At 73.1% G+C, this 14959-nt stretch carries 11 protein-coding genes; 3 read left to right on the top strand and 8 right to left on the bottom strand.

The window, feature by feature from the left end; genetic code table 11:
* Window positions 1-853: sulfurtransferase (locus tag ACFRMQ_RS25405; protein WP_380732920.1), on the bottom strand; the 853-nt coding region annotated here is incomplete at its 3' end.
* Between the two features lie 223 nt (window positions 854-1076).
* Between ACFRMQ_RS25405 and ACFRMQ_RS25400 the strand changes: the two genes are divergently transcribed.
* Complete coding sequence (locus ACFRMQ_RS25400) at window positions 1077-1820, top strand: VOC family protein (protein WP_380732922.1); 744 nt, start codon at window positions 1077-1079, stop codon at window positions 1818-1820.
* A 44-nt stretch (window positions 1821-1864) separates the two neighbouring features.
* On the opposite strand, the gene ACFRMQ_RS25395 is transcribed toward ACFRMQ_RS25400, so the two are convergent.
* The 4 genes from ACFRMQ_RS25395 to ACFRMQ_RS25380 form a co-directional block, all read right to left on the bottom strand.
* Window positions 1865-2521, bottom strand: a complete 657-nt coding sequence (locus ACFRMQ_RS25395) for a thymidine kinase (protein WP_380732919.1) — start codon at window positions 2519-2521, stop codon at window positions 1865-1867.
* 126 nt (window positions 2522-2647) lie between these two features.
* Complete coding sequence (locus ACFRMQ_RS25390) at window positions 2648-3835, bottom strand: alkaline phosphatase family protein (protein ID WP_380732918.1); 1188 nt, start codon at window positions 3833-3835, stop codon at window positions 2648-2650.
* A 35-nt stretch (window positions 3836-3870) separates the two neighbouring features.
* Window positions 3871-4470, bottom strand: a complete 600-nt coding sequence (locus ACFRMQ_RS25385) for a DUF5998 family protein (protein ID WP_380732917.1) — start codon at window positions 4468-4470, stop codon at window positions 3871-3873.
* A 91-nt stretch (window positions 4471-4561) separates the two neighbouring features.
* Complete coding sequence (locus tag ACFRMQ_RS25380) at window positions 4562-7375, bottom strand: GNAT family N-acetyltransferase (RefSeq protein WP_380732916.1); 2814 nt, start codon at window positions 7373-7375, stop codon at window positions 4562-4564.
* Window positions 7376-7602: 227 nt separating this feature from the next.
* On the opposite strand from ACFRMQ_RS25380, the gene ACFRMQ_RS25375 reads away from it, so the two are divergent.
* Window positions 7603-7878, top strand: coding sequence for an HPr family phosphocarrier protein (locus tag ACFRMQ_RS25375; RefSeq protein WP_380732915.1), 276 nt, complete (start codon window positions 7603-7605; stop codon window positions 7876-7878).
* Window positions 7879-7939: 61 nt separating this feature from the next.
* On the opposite strand, the gene ACFRMQ_RS25370 is transcribed toward ACFRMQ_RS25375, so the two are convergent.
* The 3 genes from ACFRMQ_RS25370 to ACFRMQ_RS25360 all read right to left on the bottom strand — a co-directional run bounded on the left by ACFRMQ_RS25370 (window position 7940) and on the right by ACFRMQ_RS25360 (window position 12184).
* The gene (locus ACFRMQ_RS25370; RefSeq protein ID WP_380732914.1) at window positions 7940-9133 is read right to left on the bottom strand and encodes an RtcB family protein; all 1194 of its coding nucleotides are present in this window, start codon (window positions 9131-9133) and stop codon (window positions 7940-7942) included.
* 319 nt (window positions 9134-9452) lie between these two features.
* Window positions 9453-10817, bottom strand: a complete 1365-nt coding sequence (locus ACFRMQ_RS25365; protein WP_380732921.1) for a M16 family metallopeptidase — start codon at window positions 10815-10817, stop codon at window positions 9453-9455.
* Between the two features lie 20 nt (window positions 10818-10837).
* Window positions 10838-12184, bottom strand: a complete 1347-nt coding sequence (locus ACFRMQ_RS25360; protein ID WP_380732913.1) for a M16 family metallopeptidase — start codon at window positions 12182-12184, stop codon at window positions 10838-10840.
* 306 nt (window positions 12185-12490) lie between these two features.
* On the opposite strand from ACFRMQ_RS25360, the gene ACFRMQ_RS25355 reads away from it, so the two are divergent.
* Window positions 12491-14941: a DNA topoisomerase (ATP-hydrolyzing) subunit A gene (locus ACFRMQ_RS25355; protein WP_380732912.1), complete on the top strand. Its 2451-nt coding sequence runs from the start codon at window positions 12491-12493 to the stop codon at window positions 14939-14941.
* Window positions 14942-14959: the final 18 nt, after the last annotated feature.

Here is a 14959-nt window from a genome sequence, read left to right as displayed (position 1 = left end):
CCACCGGGCGGTCCCGGTCGCTCGACCACTCGCTCCACGAGCCCGGGTACAGCGTGGCCGGCAGGCCCGCGACCTCCAGCGCCAGGATCTGGTGCGCCGCCGTCACGCCCGAGCCGCAGTAGACCGCCGTCTCCCGCTCCCCCGCGCCCAGCGCCCGGAACCGCTCCGCCAGCTCGGCGGCCGGCCGGAACCGGCCGTCCGGGCCGACGTTCCCGGCCGTCGGCGCCGACACCGCGCCCGGGATGTGCCCGGCCCTCGGGTCCACCGGCTCGCTCTCCCCCCGGTAGCGCTCCCCGGACCGGGCGTCCAGCAGCAGGCCCTCGCGCGCCCGGGCCGCGGCGCCGTCCCCGTCCACCGTGGGCAACTGACCCGGCACCGGCTCGAAGTCACCCTCCGCCGGCTCCGGCGGTTCGGCCGTCACCGGCAGCCCCGCCGCCGACCAGGCCGCGAAGCCGCCGTCCAGCACCCGCACGTCCCGGTGCCCGGCCCAGCGCAGCAGCCACCACGCCCGGGCCGCCGCCATCGAGGCCGCGCCGTCGTACACCACGACCGGGACCCCGGTGCGGACCCCGAAGCGGCGCATGGCCGCCCCGAACTCCTCCGGGTCCGGCAGCGGATGACGCCCGCCCCGGCCGGGGGCACCGGGCGGGGCGGCCAGGTCCCGGTCCAGCTCGACGAAGTGGGCACCGGGCAGGTGACCGGCCCGGTACTCCTCGGCCGCGGTCGGACCGCCCGGCGCGGCACCGACCAGCTGGTAGCGCACGTCCAGCAGCACCGGCGGCAGCGCGGAGGCGAGCGCCTCGTCCAGTTCGGCCGCGGAGATCAGCGGGGAACCCTCGTTGTAGGTGGTCATGGCGGCCATTGTCGCGCAGCGCGGTGCTCGGGAGGGGGCCTCCTCCGGCTGCCCCATCGGGCGACGGAGCCCGCGACACGCCCGACCCGCCGCTCTTGTGAGGACTTTTGCCGGACTTTCCGCGCGGCCCGAGGGTTGGGCGCGCGCCAGGGTGGAAGCATCACCCTCGCGCGCGAGGTTTTCCGCGCGCCAACCACCCATGAGGAGGACCGCATTGCCCGCGGTGGAACTCCGACTGGCCCAGGGCACGCCCTGCTGGGTCAGCCTGCTGACCGACGACCTGCCCAACGCCCGCGTCTTCTACGGCGCACTGCTCGGCTGGACGTACACCCCCGGGCCCGGGGAACTCGGCGACTACGTCCGGGCCCAGCTCGACGGGGCGCCGGTGGCCGGCCTCGGCGTCTCCGCCTCCACCGGCTTCCCGGTGCAGTGGACCACCTACTTCGCCGTGGACGACGCCGACCGCACCGCCCAGCTGGTCCGCGAGTGCGGCGGAACCGTCGCCGTCGGACCGCTCCAGGCCGAGCGCGCCGGGCGGATGGCCATCGCCTCCGACCTCTCCGGCGCGGTCTTCGGCCTCTGGCAGGGCGAGGAGCACCTCGGCCGGGAGACCGGCAGCGAACCCGGCGGCCCGGCCTGGGCCGAACTGCTCACCCCCGACGCGGAGGGCGCCACCGCCTTCTACTCGACGGTGCTCGACCGCCCGGTCCGCGCCACGGAGAACGAGACGGCGCTGCTGGTGCACGGGCGTCCGGTCGCCGGCATCCGGCACCGCGCCGAACTGCGCGGCCACCCGCCGCGCTGGCGCACCCACTTCGCGGTCCGCGACGTCGAACTGACGGCCCGCCATGCCGTCGAACTCGGCGGCCGGGTCCTGGTCGAACCGCACGACACCGTCCGTGGCCGCGCCGCCCGGCTCGCCGACCCGCAGGGCGGGCACTTCTCCGTCCTGGAGGTGCTTCCGTAGGAGATCGCGGCAGGCCTGAGCCGGGCCACGGCTCGCGGCCAGGGTCAGGCCTGCTGCTCTTCGAAGGGCAGCACGTCCGGAGAGAGCACCGAGGCGCGCGCCGTCGCGGCGGTCAGCCGACGGCGGTGGTGACGGCGGCACAGCACCTCGTAGCCGACCTCGTCCCGGGCCACCGAGATGTCGCCGATCACCACCTGGGCGCCCTCGACCACCATCACCCCGCCGACCGTGCGGGCGTTGTGGGTGGCCCGCGCGCCGCACCAGCAGAGCGCCTCGACCTGGAGCACCTCCACCCGGTCGGCCAGCTCGATCAGCCGCTGCGAGCCCGGGAACAGCCGGGTGCGGAAGTCGGTGGTGATGCCGAAGGTGTAGACGTCGATGTCCAGTTCGTCGACCACCCGGGCCAGCTGGTCGACCTGCTCGGCGGCGAAGAACTGCGCCTCGTCGCAGATCAGGTAGTCCACCCGGCCGCCGGCCGAGAGCCGGTGCACCACGTGGGCGTGGAAGTCGAAGTCGTCCGTCACCTCGACCGCTTCGGCGCGCAGGCCCAGCCGGCTGGAGATCGTGGCCGCGCCCGCCCGGTCGTTGCGGGTGAGGATCACGCCCTGCCGGCCGCGGGCGCTGTGGTTGTGGTCCATCTGCAGCGCCAGCGTCGACTTGCCGCAGTCCATCGTGCCCGAGAAGAACACCAGTTCAGCCATGGGTGGAGCAGGGGCCTTTCACATCAGGGGAGTTCGGGCACAGCAGGGTCAAGTGAGCGGTGGTGACCGCCCGTTGGGGGCGGGCCACCGGCCCTGCCTCCAGGAGGCAGGGCCCAGAGGCAGGACCTAGCCGCGGACTTCGAGCAGCGGTACGAACTGCTCGACCGGGGTCATCGAACCGTGCAGGCCGATCATCGCCGACTCACCGGGCTCGTTGCGGGAGGCGACGATCGCGATGTCGTCACGCGCCGCGGCGACCACGTCGCCGATCCGGGCGTACACCCGCTCGTCCACGGCCGGGCCGAACCAGCCCGCCGCGATCGCCTGGTCCCGGGTGGCCACCCACATCCGGTCGCCCAGCACCTCGCTCCAGACCGCGTGCACGTCGGCCGCGGCCCCCGGCACGGCGTACACGTGCCGGGCCCGGCCCTCGCCGCCGAGCAGCGCGACGCCGGCACCCAGCTCCCAGTCCTCGTCGAAGTCGATCCGGTCCTCCGGCGCGATGTCGATCATGCCGTGGTCGGCCGTCACGTACATCGCCGAGCGCGGCGGGAGCTGCCCCGCCAGTCGGCGGGCCAGCCGGTCCACGGCGTCCAGCGTCATCCGCCATTCGTCCGAGTCCACCCCGAAACGGTGCCCGGCCCCGTCCAGCTCGCTGACGTAGGTGTACACCAGCGCCCGGTCGTGCTCGGCCAGCCAGGAGGCCGCCAGGTCCATCCGCTCCTCGCCCGTGGTGCGGCCGAGGAAGGTGCCGCCGGACAGCGCCACCTTGGTCAGCGGGGTCTGGGAGAACAGCGGGGAGGAGACCTGCGCGGTCGCCACCCCGGCCTGGTGGGTGCGCTCGAAGACCGTCGGGTACGGCTGCCAGGCGTGCGGATCGGTGGGCGGCTGCCAGCGCAACTGGTTCATCAGGTAGCCGGCGCCCGGCACCGCCACCGTGTACCCGGCCAGGCCGTGCAGGCCCGGCGGGGTTCCGGTGCCGACCGAGGCCAGCGAGGTCGCCGTGGTGGACGGGAAACCCGCGGTCAGCGGACGGCCGCTGCCACCCAGCGAGCTCCCGGCGAGCGAGGACAGGAACGGGGCGTACTCCGGATGGCGCAGCAGCAGCTCCCAGCCCAGGCCGTCCACCAGGAACACCACCACCCGGTCCGCCGGGGCGATCGGGAGCGTCGCGGTGAAGCCGGGGACACCGAGCCCCGCCGCCACCGAGGGCAGCAGGTCGCACAGCGAACCGCTGCCGTACGGGGGCGCGGGGGCCGTGGCCGGGTCAAGGATCTCGAAGGCGTCGTAGCCGTCGGCAGGAACGAAGGACATGGAACCGGATTCGTAGCGGGCGGAAACGGCGGCGATCAGACCTGCGGGCCGTTGCTGATCGTCGCGTCGGACAGCGCCCGGGCGAACACCAGCGCCTGGGCCACCGTCTCCGGGCCGTCACCGGCCTCGCTCACCCGCAGCGAGAGGTCGTCGGCGGTGGCCGAACCGGTGTAGCCGTGGTCGGCCTCGCAGTTCGGGTCCGAGCAGCCGGCCGGCTCCAGGTCCAGGCGCTGCACCGCGCCCCAGCCGATCGTCAGCACCACCTCGCGCGGCAGGGTGCCCGGGGTGTACGTCTCCGGGTTCGCCACCATCCGGCTCACCACGACCGAACCGATCCGGTCCAGCCGGACGCTCTCCGTCGAGGTCGTCGCGAACGGCACCGCCGGGGTGCCCTCGGCTCCGGACTGCTCGTCGGTGTGGCTCACCACGAACCGGGTCGGGGTGAGCACCAGCACCGTCACGTGCCGGCGCACCTCGTTGGCGTCGAAGGTCGTCTCCTGGTGCACCAGGTAGGAGCTGATCGGCTCCGGGCCCACCGCGGACTCGACCGCCTCGGACACCAGGGCCGGGTAGTAGCCGCTGCGCTCGATCGCCGAGCGCAGGTCCTGAGTGGTGGTGGTACCGGTCTTCGCCATATCTCCATCCTGGCATGGTCCGCCGACGAAGCGGGCGGCGCGGCGCCAAGCTTCGGACAACAGCGCCCGGGCAGGGCGCAACCAAGGAAGGTTACAGCGTGCTCATGGCGCGTGGGCCCAGATCGCTGCGGACCGGCAGGGGCGCCACCCGCACCCGTGCCCCCAGGATCGCCAGTCCGTGCGGGGCCACGACCACCGGTTCGAGATCCACCGAGGCGATCTCCGGCACGTCGTCCACCAGCTGCGAGACGCGCAGCAGCAGCTCCTCCAGGGCGCCGGTGTCCACCGACTCCGCGCCGCGCCAGCCGAACAGCAGCGGCGCCGCCCGCACCTCCCGGACCAGCCCGGCGACGTCCTGGTCGGTGGCCGGAACCAGGCGGTGCGCCAGGTCGCCCAGCAGCTCGGCCGGTGCGCCGGCCAGCCCGAAGGAAAGGATCGCGCCGACCGCCGGGTCCACGGTGGCGGCGATCACCGTGTCCACGCCGCGCGGGGCCATCCGTTGGACCACCAGTTCGGCCTGCGCGGCGCCGCCGAGCAGCGCGTCCAGCTCGCGGTGGGCGCGGCGCAGGCCCGGCTCGCCGGTCAGGTCCAGCCGGACACTGCCCAGGTCGGGGCGGTGGCGCAGGTGCGGGGCGGTCGCCTTGAGCGCCACCGGGTAGCCGAGTTCCCCGGCCGCCCGGACGGCGGCCTCCTCGTCCGGGGCCGGCATCGCCGGCGAGACGTCGATCCCGTAGCGGGCCAGCAGCTCGTGGGCCTCGGCCTCGGACAGGGTGATCCGGGCACCACCGGGCTGGGTGCGCGCGGCCGTCGCGGCCCGGGTGCTCAGCGCCGCCTCCACCAGTCGGCGGGCGCCGGGCTCGTCGATCCGGTCCAGCTCGGGAACGCGCGCCGTCTCCTCCGCCTCGGCCGTGCGGCGGCGCCACTGCGCGTAGTGCACCGCGTGGGTGAGGGCGTGCACGGCCCGTTCGGGCGCCGCGTAGGCGGGGATGCCGCCGGGGCGCAGGCGGGCCGGGAGGTCGGTCAGTGCCAGGTGGGTGAGCAGCAGCGGCTTGCCCAGCTCCCGGGCGCGCTGTCCGGCTTCGAGCAGGGCGGCGGCGATCTCCGGGTCGTCCGATCCCATCGCGGGATCGTCCTCGGCGGTCAGCCGGCCGCCCATGAAGGCGTGCGCGGAGGTGCCGATCGGCGGGATCGCGACGGCGATCACCGCGTCCACGGCCGGGTCGGCGAGCGCGACGTCCAGGGCGATCCGGAAGTTCTCGCCGGTCGCGGCGGTGGTCAGGTCGACGGGCGTGCACGGGCGCAGCCCGGCGCTGAGCAGGGCGTCGTAGGTGAGCAGCCCGAGCGAGTCGGAGTTGCCGACCACCGCGACCCGGTCGCCGGGCGGCAGCGGCTGCTGGGCCAGCAGCTCGCCGGTGTCGTACAGCTCGGTGATGGTCCCCACCCGGGTGACGCCCGCCTGTTCGAACAGGGCGTCCACCGTCGCGTCGCGCAGCCCGGTGGCGGTGGCGGGGACGGCGTGGCCGGGCGGCAGGCTGCCGGTGTGTCTGGCGCCCTTGACCACCACGACCGGCTTGACGGCGGCCAGTCGGCGGGCGATCCGGGTGAACTTGCGCGGGTTGCCGAAGGACTCCAGGTACAGCAGCACCACCTGGGTGGCCTCGTCCTCGGCCCAGTACTGGAGGAAGTCGTTGCCGGAGACGTCGGAGCGGTTGCCGACCGAGGCGAAGGAGGAGATGCCGAGGCCCCGCTTGTGGGCGGACTCCAACAGGGCGACGCCGATCGCGCCGGACTGGCAGAAGATGCCGAAGCCGCCGCGGGCGGGCAGGCGCGGGGCGAGCGAGGCGTTCAGCGGGCGCCGGGGGTCGGTGTTGATCAGGCCGAAGGCGTTCGGGCCGATCACCCGCATGCCGGCCGCGCGGGCCTGGCGGACCAGCGCGCGCTGCCGGTCACGGCCCTCCGGGCCGGTCTCCGCGTAACCGGCGGTGACCACCACCAGTCCCTGCACCCCGTGGGCGCCGCACTCGGCGACGGCGGCCGGGACGGCGCCCTCGGGGACGGCGATCACCGCGAGGTCCACCGGTCCGGGAATGTCCAGGATCGATCGGTGGACCGGGACGCCGTCCAGCTCGGTGCCGGGCTCGGCGTTGCGGTTCACCGCGTGGACGGGGCGGTCGGCCGGGGCCTCCCCCAGCAGGTCGCGCAGGATCGCCCGGCCGACGGTCTGCGGGGTGCGGGAGACCCCGATCACCGCCACCGAGCGCGGGGTGAGCAGCCGCTGCACGGAGCGCGCCTCGGCGCGGTGCTCGCGGGCGCGCATCACGGCGAGCGAGCGGTCGGTCTGTTCGAGGTCGAACTCCAGGTGCACCACGCCGTCGGCGAAGCTGCGGTGCTGGGTGTAGCCGGCGTCGGTGAAGACCTTCACCATCTTCCGGTTCTCCGGCAGCACCTCGGCCTGGAAGCGGCGGATGCCGCGCTCCTGGGCCACCGCGGCGATGTGCTCCAGCAGTGCGGAGGCCACGCCGCGGCCCTGGTGGGCGTCCTGCACCAGGAAGGCCACTTCGGCGTCGGTGCCGGTGTCGGAGGGGCGTCCGTCGGCGTCGATCCGGTCGTACCGGACGGTGGCGATGAAGTGGTCCCGGACCACCACCGCAAGGCCCACCCGGTTCACGAAGTCGTGGTGGGTGAAGCGGCGGACGTCCTTGTCGGAGAGTCTCGGGTAAGGGGCGAAGAACCGGAAGTACTTGGACTGGTCCGACACCTGCTCGTAGAAATCCACCAGCCGTCCGGCGTCGTCGGGCGTGATCGGCCGAATTCGGGCCGTGCCTCCGTCACGCAGCAGGATGTCCGCTTCCCAGTGCTGCGGATAGTCGGGTTGCTCGGGGTTCGCCACCGCGGGGTCTTCCACATTCGTCAGGTTATCCGGCGGCGAGCCGAATGGCGCCGACCGTGTGCCGGCGGCAGGCTGGACGGGTTCGACGGCGGGGTTTTATGCCCCGAAAAGAAACAATCACAAGTCCTGAACGCCGCGGTTCCCCGGGGCCGCCTGCGTGCAACACTGGTCTAGACAACATGGCCGCTTCCCCCCGCTCCCCGAGCACGGCCGTGACCAGTTTCACCGGAAAGGCACGTCTCATGGCTGAGCGCCGCGTCACCATCGGTTGGGCCGAGGGCCTGCACGCCCGTCCCGCCTCCGTCTTCGTCCGGGCCGTCACGGCCACCGGCGTGCCGATCACCATCGCGAAGCCGGGCGGCAACCCGGTCAACGCCGCCTCCATGCTCGGCCTCCTCGGCCTGGGCGCCCAGGGCGGCGACGAGGTCGTCCTCGCCTCCGACGCCGAGAACGCGGACGAGGCCCTCGACCGCCTCGCCAAGCTCGTCTCCGAGGGCCTCGACGAGCTCCCCGCCTGAGCCCTCGCAGCTGCCCGATCGGGGTGTCGCCGGATTCCGGCGGCACCCCGATCCGTTGTGGTCAGCCCTTGACGCAGACGACCTGCTTGAGGTGCGCGACCACCTCGACCAGGTCCTTCTGCTGCTCGATGACCTTCTCGATGTTCTTGTAGGCGCCCGGGATCTCGTCCACCACGCCGCCGTCCTTGCGGCACTCCACGCCCTTGGTCTGCTCGACCAGATCCTCGGTGGTGAAGCGCTTCTTCGCGGCGTTGCGGCTCATCTTGCGGCCGGCGCCGTGCGAGGCGGAGTTGAACGACGCCGCGTTGCCCAGACCGCGGACGATGTAGGAACCGGTGCCCATCGAGCCCGGGATGATGCCGAGGTCGCCGGTGCCCGCCCTGATCGCGCCCTTGCGGGTGACCAGCACGTCGACGCCGTCGTACGTCTCCTCCGACACGTAGTTGTGGTGGCAGCTGATCACCTCGTCGAAGGTGACCTTCGCCTTCGCGAACTCCCGGCGGACGACGTCCTGGAAGAGCGCCATCATCAGGGCCCGGTTGTTCTTGGCGTACTCCTGCGCCCAGAAGAGGTCCTGGCGGTAGGCGTCCATCTGCGGGGTCCGCGCGATGAACACCGCGAGGTCCTGGTCGATCAGGCCCTGGTTGTGCGGCAGCGAGCGGGCGACGCCCATGTGGTGTTCCGCCAGCTCCTTGCCGATGTTGCGGGATCCGGAGTGCAGCATCAGCCAGACCGTGTCGGTCGTATCGACACACACTTCTATGAAGTGGTTTCCTCCGCCGAGCGTCGCCATCTGCTGCATCGCCCGCCCGCGGCGCCACTTGACGTCCTCCGCCACCCCGTCGAAGCGGTGCCAGAAGTCGTCCCAGCCCGCCGTGCGGAAGCCGTGCAGCTTGCTCGGGTCGACCGGGTCGGAGTGCAGGCCGCGGCCGACCGGGATGGCCTGCTCGATCCGGCGGCGCAGGTGGGAGAGGTCGTCCGGGAGGTCGTCGGCCGTCAGCGAGGTCTTCACCGCGCTCATCCCGCAGCCTATGTCGACGCCGACCGCCGCCGGGCAGACCGCGTCCTTCATGGCGATGACGGAACCGACCGTCGCACCCTTGCCCAGGTGGACGTCGGGCATCACGGCGAGGCCGTGCAGCCAGGGCAGGGAGCTGATGTTGCGCAGCTGCTGCATGGCCTGGCCCTCGACGGTGGCCGGGTCGGTCCACATCCGGATCGGCACCCGGACGCCGGGCACCTCGGTGTACGTCATGGCTGAACGACCTCCAGAGGTCGGGGAGTTCGAAGAAGAATGTCGCCGCGTGAAGAATCCCGGCACGGCTCGGGGAAGTTCAGGGCTGGAAGCGCTCAGGCGACCAGGGCGGAACAGGGGAGATACGGCCTTGGGGAGCGTCGTATGAATCGCTCGACCCGCATGGTGACCGCCTCCCTTCGTTCGTCGCCGTTCGCACGTGCCGTGCGCCGGGGAACATCTATCCACGGAACGGGCGCGGCCCGCAACGGATTTAAAAGCGCGTCCGGCCCGGCGGAGCGGGTGCTCCACCGGGCCGGACGGTGATCCGACGAACGGATCAGCTGACGACGGTGACCTCGCCGATCCCGAGCGCCCGCACGTCGTCGGCGATCACCGAGGCGTCGCCGACCAGGACGGTGACCAGCCGGTCCGGCGGGAAGGCCGCGACGACCGCCTCGGTGGCAGCGGCGGTGGACAGTCCGGCCAGCTGCCGGTAGACCTCGGCCTGGTAGTCGTCCGGCAGGTACTGCTCGACCTGGTCGGCCAGGGTGCCGGCCACCGAGCCCGCCGTCTCGTACTTCAGCGGGGCGACGCCGACCAGGAACTGCACGGCCTCGTCGCGCTCGGCGTCGGTGAGGCCCTCGGCCGCGAGGGTGCGCAGGATGGTCCAGGTGTCGGCCAGCGCCGGCGCGGTGGAGGCGGTGTCCACCGAGCCGCTGATGGCGAGCAGCGAGCGCCCGCTGCCGTCGGCGGCCGAGCGCAGCGGCTGGGCGAAGGCCCGCACGCCGTAGGTGTAGCCCTTCTCCTCGCGCAGGACGCGGTCCAGACGGGAGGTGAGGGTGCCGCCGAGGCAGTAGGTGCCGAGGATCTGGGCGGCCCAGACCGGGTCGTGGCGGTCGGGCCCGATCCGGCCGATGAGCAGCTGGGTCTGGACGGAGCCGGGCCGGTCCACGACGACGACGCGGCCGCGGTCGTCGCCGGTGACCGGGGCGTGGACGGACGGCGCGGCGGCGTCGCCGGCCCAGGCGCCGAGGGTGCTCTCCAGCAGCGCCGGCAGGTCGACCCCGGTGAGGTCGCCGACCACCACGACGGTGCTGGTCGCCGGGCGCACGTGGGCGTCGTAGAAGGCCTTGACGGCGGCCCGGTCGATCGACTTGACGGTGTCGGCGGTGCCGGCGCGGGGCCGGGAGAGCCGGTCCGCGGCGTCGAACAGCTCGGCGTACAGCGCCTTGGCCGCGCGCCGGGCGGGGTTGGCCTGCTCGTGGACGATCTCGTCCAGGCGGTTGGCGACCAGGCGCTCGATCTCGGCCTCGGGGAGGGCGGGCGCGCGCAGGGCGTCGGCGAGCAGGGACAGGCCGCGCTGAAGCCGGGAGGCGGGGACCTCCAGGGAGATCCGGATGCACGGGTGGTCGGCGTGCGCGTCGAGGGTGGCGCCGGCGCGCTCCAGCTCGGCGGCGAACTCCTCGGCGCTGAGGGTGTCGGTGCCCTCGCTGAAGGCACGGGCGAGGATGCCGGCGATGCCGTCCAGCCCCTCGGGCTCGGCGGCGAGCGGGGCGTCGACGAGGACCTCGACGGCGACGAGCTGCTGGCCGGGCCGGTGGCAGTGCAGGACGGTGATGCCGTTGCCGAGGGCGGCCCGCTCGGGGGCGGGGAAGTCCCAGGGGCTGGGCGTGCCCGGCTGCGGCTGCGGGTGGAAGGTCATGGCGGGGACGTAGTCGGTGCTCATACGGCGGCACCCTCCTCTTCGGAAGCGTCGGTGTCGGCGTCGGTCTCGGCGGCGGCGGTCGGCTCGTAGACGAGGACGGCCCGGTTGTCGGGGTGGAGCCGGGCCTTGGCGACGGCCCGGACCTCCTCGGCGGTGACGTCGAGGACCTTGGGGAGGGCGTCGTTGAGCAGCTTGGGGTCGCCGAACAGGACGGCGTAGCGGCACAGTTCGTCGGCGCGGCCGGCGACGGTGGTGAGCCGGTCGAGCCACTCGCGCTCGATCTGGGCCTGGGCGCGTTCGAGTTCCTCGGACGTGGGGCCCTCGGCGGCGAAGCGGGCGAGTTCCTCGTCGACGGCGGTGCCGATCCGGTCGAGGGTGGCGTCGCCGGAGGTCTTGACGTCGAGCCAGCCGAGGCTGGGGGCGCCGGCCAGGCGCAGCAGGCCGAAGCCGGCGGCGACGGCGGTGCGGTCGCGGCGGACCAGCCGGTTGTACAGGCGGCTGGACTCGCCGCTGCCGAGGATGGTGAGGGCCAGGTCGGCGGCGTCGGCCTCGCGGGTGCCGTCGTGCGGGAGCCGGTAGGCGGCCATCAGGGCGCGGGCCGGAACGTCCTCGTGGACCTCCTCGCGGATCTCGCGGCCGATGGTCTCCGGGAGCTCCCCCGAGCGCGGCGGCTGCTTGCCGTCGTGGGCGGGGATGGAGCCGAAGTACTTCTCGACCCAGGCGATGGTCTGCTCGGGGTCGATGTCGCCGACGACGGAGAGCACCGCGTTGTTGGGCGCGTAGTACGTGCGGAAGAACGCGCGGGCGTCCTCCAGGGTGGCCGCGTCCAGGTCGGCCATCGAGCCGATCGGGGTGTGGTGGTACGGGTGGCCGTCGGGGAACGAGAGCGCGGTGAGCTTCTCGAAGGCGGTGCCGTACGGGACGTTGTCGTACCGCTGGCGGCGCTCGTTCTTGACGACGTCGCGCTGGTTCTCCATGGACGTCTCGTCGAGCGCGGCGAGCAGCGAGCCCATCCGGTCGGCCTCCAGCCAGAGGGCGAGCTCCAGCTGGTGGGCGGGCATGGTCTCGAAGTAGTTGGTGCGCTCGAAGCTCGTGGTGCCGTTGAGCGAGCCGCCGGCGCCCTGGACGAGCTCGAAGTGCCCGTTGTTGGAGACGTTGGCGGAGCCCTGGAACATCAGGTGCTCGAAGAGGTGCGCGAGGCCGGTGCGGCCCTTGACCTCGTGCCGGGAGCCCACGTCGTACCAGAGGCAGACGGCGGCGACCGGGGTGAGGTGGTCCTCGGAGAGGACGACGCGCAGGCCGTTGGCCAGGCGGTGCTCGGTGATGGCGATGCCTCGGCTGGAGGCGGGGGCCGGGTTGGCCATGCGCTCGGGTCCTTCCCGTCGTCGATGTCGGGGGTTCGTGTGGCGTCCCCCATTGTGGTGCAACGTCCGGGGAGCGTGTTCGTGTCCGCGCGGACGGGGGCGTTCGCCAGGGGCGGAAGAGGGCCGCTGACCGGGAGTGTCGGCGCGAGGGTCCACAATGGGGGCGCCGCGCCCTGTCGACGGCGCCCGGTTGACGGGTCCGCCGACAGCGTGGCACGGAGCCGCCCGACGACCGCCCCGGCGTTCGGCGACCGACCGACGAATGACCGAGACACAGCCAGCGACACGTAAGGGAGCCCCGCCGCGATGGCCCGCCGCAGTTCGCAGACCCCGCCGCCCGGAGACTTCGAGGAGCGGATCCTCGACGTCGACGTCGTGGACGAGATGCAGGGCTCCTTCCTGGAGTACGCCTACTCGGTGATCTACTCGCGTGCGCTGCCCGACGCACGGGACGGCCTGAAGCCGGTGCACCGCCGGATCCTGTACCAGGCCAACGAGATGGGCCTGCGCCCGGAGCGCGGGCACGTGAAGTGCGCCCGCCTGGTGGGCGAGGTGATGGGCCGGCTGCACCCGCACGGGGACGCGTCGATCTACGACTCGGTGGTGCGCATGGCGCAGCCGTTCTCGATGCGGCTGCCGCTGATCGACGGGCACGGCAACTTCGGTTCGCTGGGCAACGACGACCCGCCGGCCGCGATGCGGTACACCGAGTCGCGGCTGACGGCCGCCTCGATGGCGATGGTGGAGTCGATCCACGAGGACACCGTCGACTTCGGCCCGAACTACGACGGCAGCGAGCAGGAGCCGCTGGCGCTGCCGGCCGCGTTCCCGAACCTGCTGGTGAACGGCGCGACGGGCATCGCGGTGGGCATGGCGACGAACATGCCGCCGCACAACCTGTCCGAGGTGGTGGCGGCGGCCCGGCACCTGATCAAGCACCCGAACGCCGACCTGGACACGCTGATGCGGTTCGTGCCCGGCCCGGACCTGCCGACCGGCGGGCGGATCGTGGGCCTGTCGGGCATCCGCGACGCGTACGAGTCCGGCCGCGGCACGTTCAAGATCCGGGCGACGACGACGGTGGAGGCGGTGACGGCCCGCCGCAAGGGCATCGTGGTCACCGAGCTGCCGTACAACGTCGGCCCGGAGAAGGTCATCTCGAAGATCAAGGACCTGGTCAACGCGAAGAAGCTCCAGGGCATCGCGGACGTCAAGGACCTGACCGACCGCGAGCACGGGCTGCGGCTGGTCATCGAGGTGAAGAACGGCTTCGTGCCGGAGGCGCTGCTGGAGCAGCTGTACAAGCTGACGCCGATGGAGGAGACCTTCGGCATCAACAACGTGGCGCTGGTGGACGGGCAGCCGCTGACGCTGGGCCTGAAGGAGCTGCTGGAGGTCTACGTCGACCACCGCTTCACCGTGGTGCGCCGGCGCAGCGACTTCCGCCGCCGCAAGCGCGAGGAGCGGCTGCACCTGGTCGAGGGTCTGCTGGTGGCCCTGCTCGACATCGACGAGGTCATCGCGATCATCCGGTCGAGTGACAACGCGCAGCAGGCGAAGGAACGCCTGATGGAGCGCTTCTCGCTGTCGGAGACGCAGACCGCTTACATCCTGGACACCCCGCTGCGGCGGCTGACCCGCTTCGACCGGGTGGAGCTGGAGCAGGAGAAGGAGAAGCTGAACCGCGAGATCGCGGAGCTGACCGAGATCCTGGAGTCGGACACCAGGCTGCGCAGCGTGGTCTCCTCCGAACTGGGCGCGGTGGCGAAGCAGTTCGGGACGGAGCGGCGCACGGTGCTGCTGGAGGCCGGGGCGGTGCCGTCGGCGGCGCTGTCGGTGCCGCTGGAGGTGGCGGACGACCCGTGCCGGGTGCTGCTGTCCTCGACGGGCCTGCTGGCGCGCACCGCGGACGGGGAGCCGTTCGAGGTGTCGGAGAAGCGGGCCAAGCACGACGTGATCGTGTCGGCGGTGCACGCGACGGCGCGGGCGGACATCGGTGTGGTGACGTCCGCGGGCCGGGTGCTGCGACTGCCGGTGATCGACCTGCCGGCGCTGCCGCCGACTCCGTCGCCGACGCTGGCGGGCGGAGCCGCGGCGGGCGAGTTCCTGCGGCTGGAGGCCGAGGAGCGGGTGCTGGCGCTGACCACCCTGGACGAGTCCTCGCCGGGTCTGGCGCTGGGCACCGCGCAGGGCGTGGTGAAGCGGGTGGTGCCGGAGTGGCCGGCGAACAAGGACGAGTTCGAGGTGATCGCCCTCAAGGAGGGTGACGAGCTGGTGGGCGCGGTCGAACTGCGCACCGGCGAGGAGGACCTGGTCTTCATCGCCTCGGACGCCCAGTTGCTGCGCTACCCGGCGGGCCAGGTGCGTCCGCAGGGCCGCCCGGCGGGCGGCATGGCGGGCATCAAGCTGTCGGACGGCGCCCGGGTGCTGTCCTTCACGGCGGTGGACCCGGCGGCCGACGCGGTGGTGGTCTCGGTGGCCACGGCCTCGGGCACGCTCGCCGGTGGCGAGCAGACCTCCTGGAAGGTCACCCCGTTCGAGCAGTACCCGCGCAAGGGCCGCGCCACCGGCGGCGTGCGCTGCCAGCGCTTCCTGCGCGGCGAGGACGGCCTGACCTTCGCCTGGGCCGGAGCCGCCCCGGCCCAGGCCGCCACGGCCAAGGGCGCCCCGGTCGACCTGCCCGAGCGCGACCCGCGCCGCGACGGCTCCGGGACCCCGGTCACCACCCCGAGCGCGGTGGTCGCCGGCCCGGCGTAACGGCTCCCGCCCTCTCCC

The organism is Kitasatospora sp. NPDC056783 (genome assembly GCF_042789895.1).
Lineage (GTDB): Bacteria > Actinomycetota > Actinomycetes > Streptomycetales > Streptomycetaceae > Kitasatospora.
Note: the sequence above shows the minus strand (reverse complement) of the source record. Positions and strands in the feature narration are given on the sequence as shown.

Bases quoted from the DNA above. Each gene is read 5' to 3' on its own strand.
- ACFRMQ_RS25395 (WP_380732919.1), bottom strand. From the start codon at position 2,521: ATGGCTGAACTGGTGTTCTTCTCGGGCACGATGGACTGCGGCAAGTCG.
- ACFRMQ_RS25390 (WP_380732918.1), bottom strand. From the start codon at position 3,835: ATGTCCTTCGTTCCTGCCGACGGCTACGACGCCTTCGAGATCCTTGAC.
- ACFRMQ_RS25385 (WP_380732917.1), bottom strand. From the start codon at position 4,470: ATGGCGAAGACCGGTACCACCACCACTCAGGACCTGCGCTCGGCGATC.
- ACFRMQ_RS25375 (WP_380732915.1), top strand. From the start codon at position 7,603: ATGGCTGAGCGCCGCGTCACCATCGGTTGGGCCGAGGGCCTGCACGCC.
- ACFRMQ_RS25370 (WP_380732914.1), bottom strand. From the start codon at position 9,133: ATGACGTACACCGAGGTGCCCGGCGTCCGGGTGCCGATCCGGATGTGG.
- ACFRMQ_RS25365 (WP_380732921.1), bottom strand. From the start codon at position 10,817: ATGACCTTCCACCCGCAGCCGCAGCCGGGCACGCCCAGCCCCTGGGAC.
- ACFRMQ_RS25360 (WP_380732913.1), bottom strand. From the start codon at position 12,184: ATGGCCAACCCGGCCCCCGCCTCCAGCCGAGGCATCGCCATCACCGAG.
- ACFRMQ_RS25355 (WP_380732912.1), top strand. From the start codon at position 12,491: ATGGCCCGCCGCAGTTCGCAGACCCCGCCGCCCGGAGACTTCGAGGAG.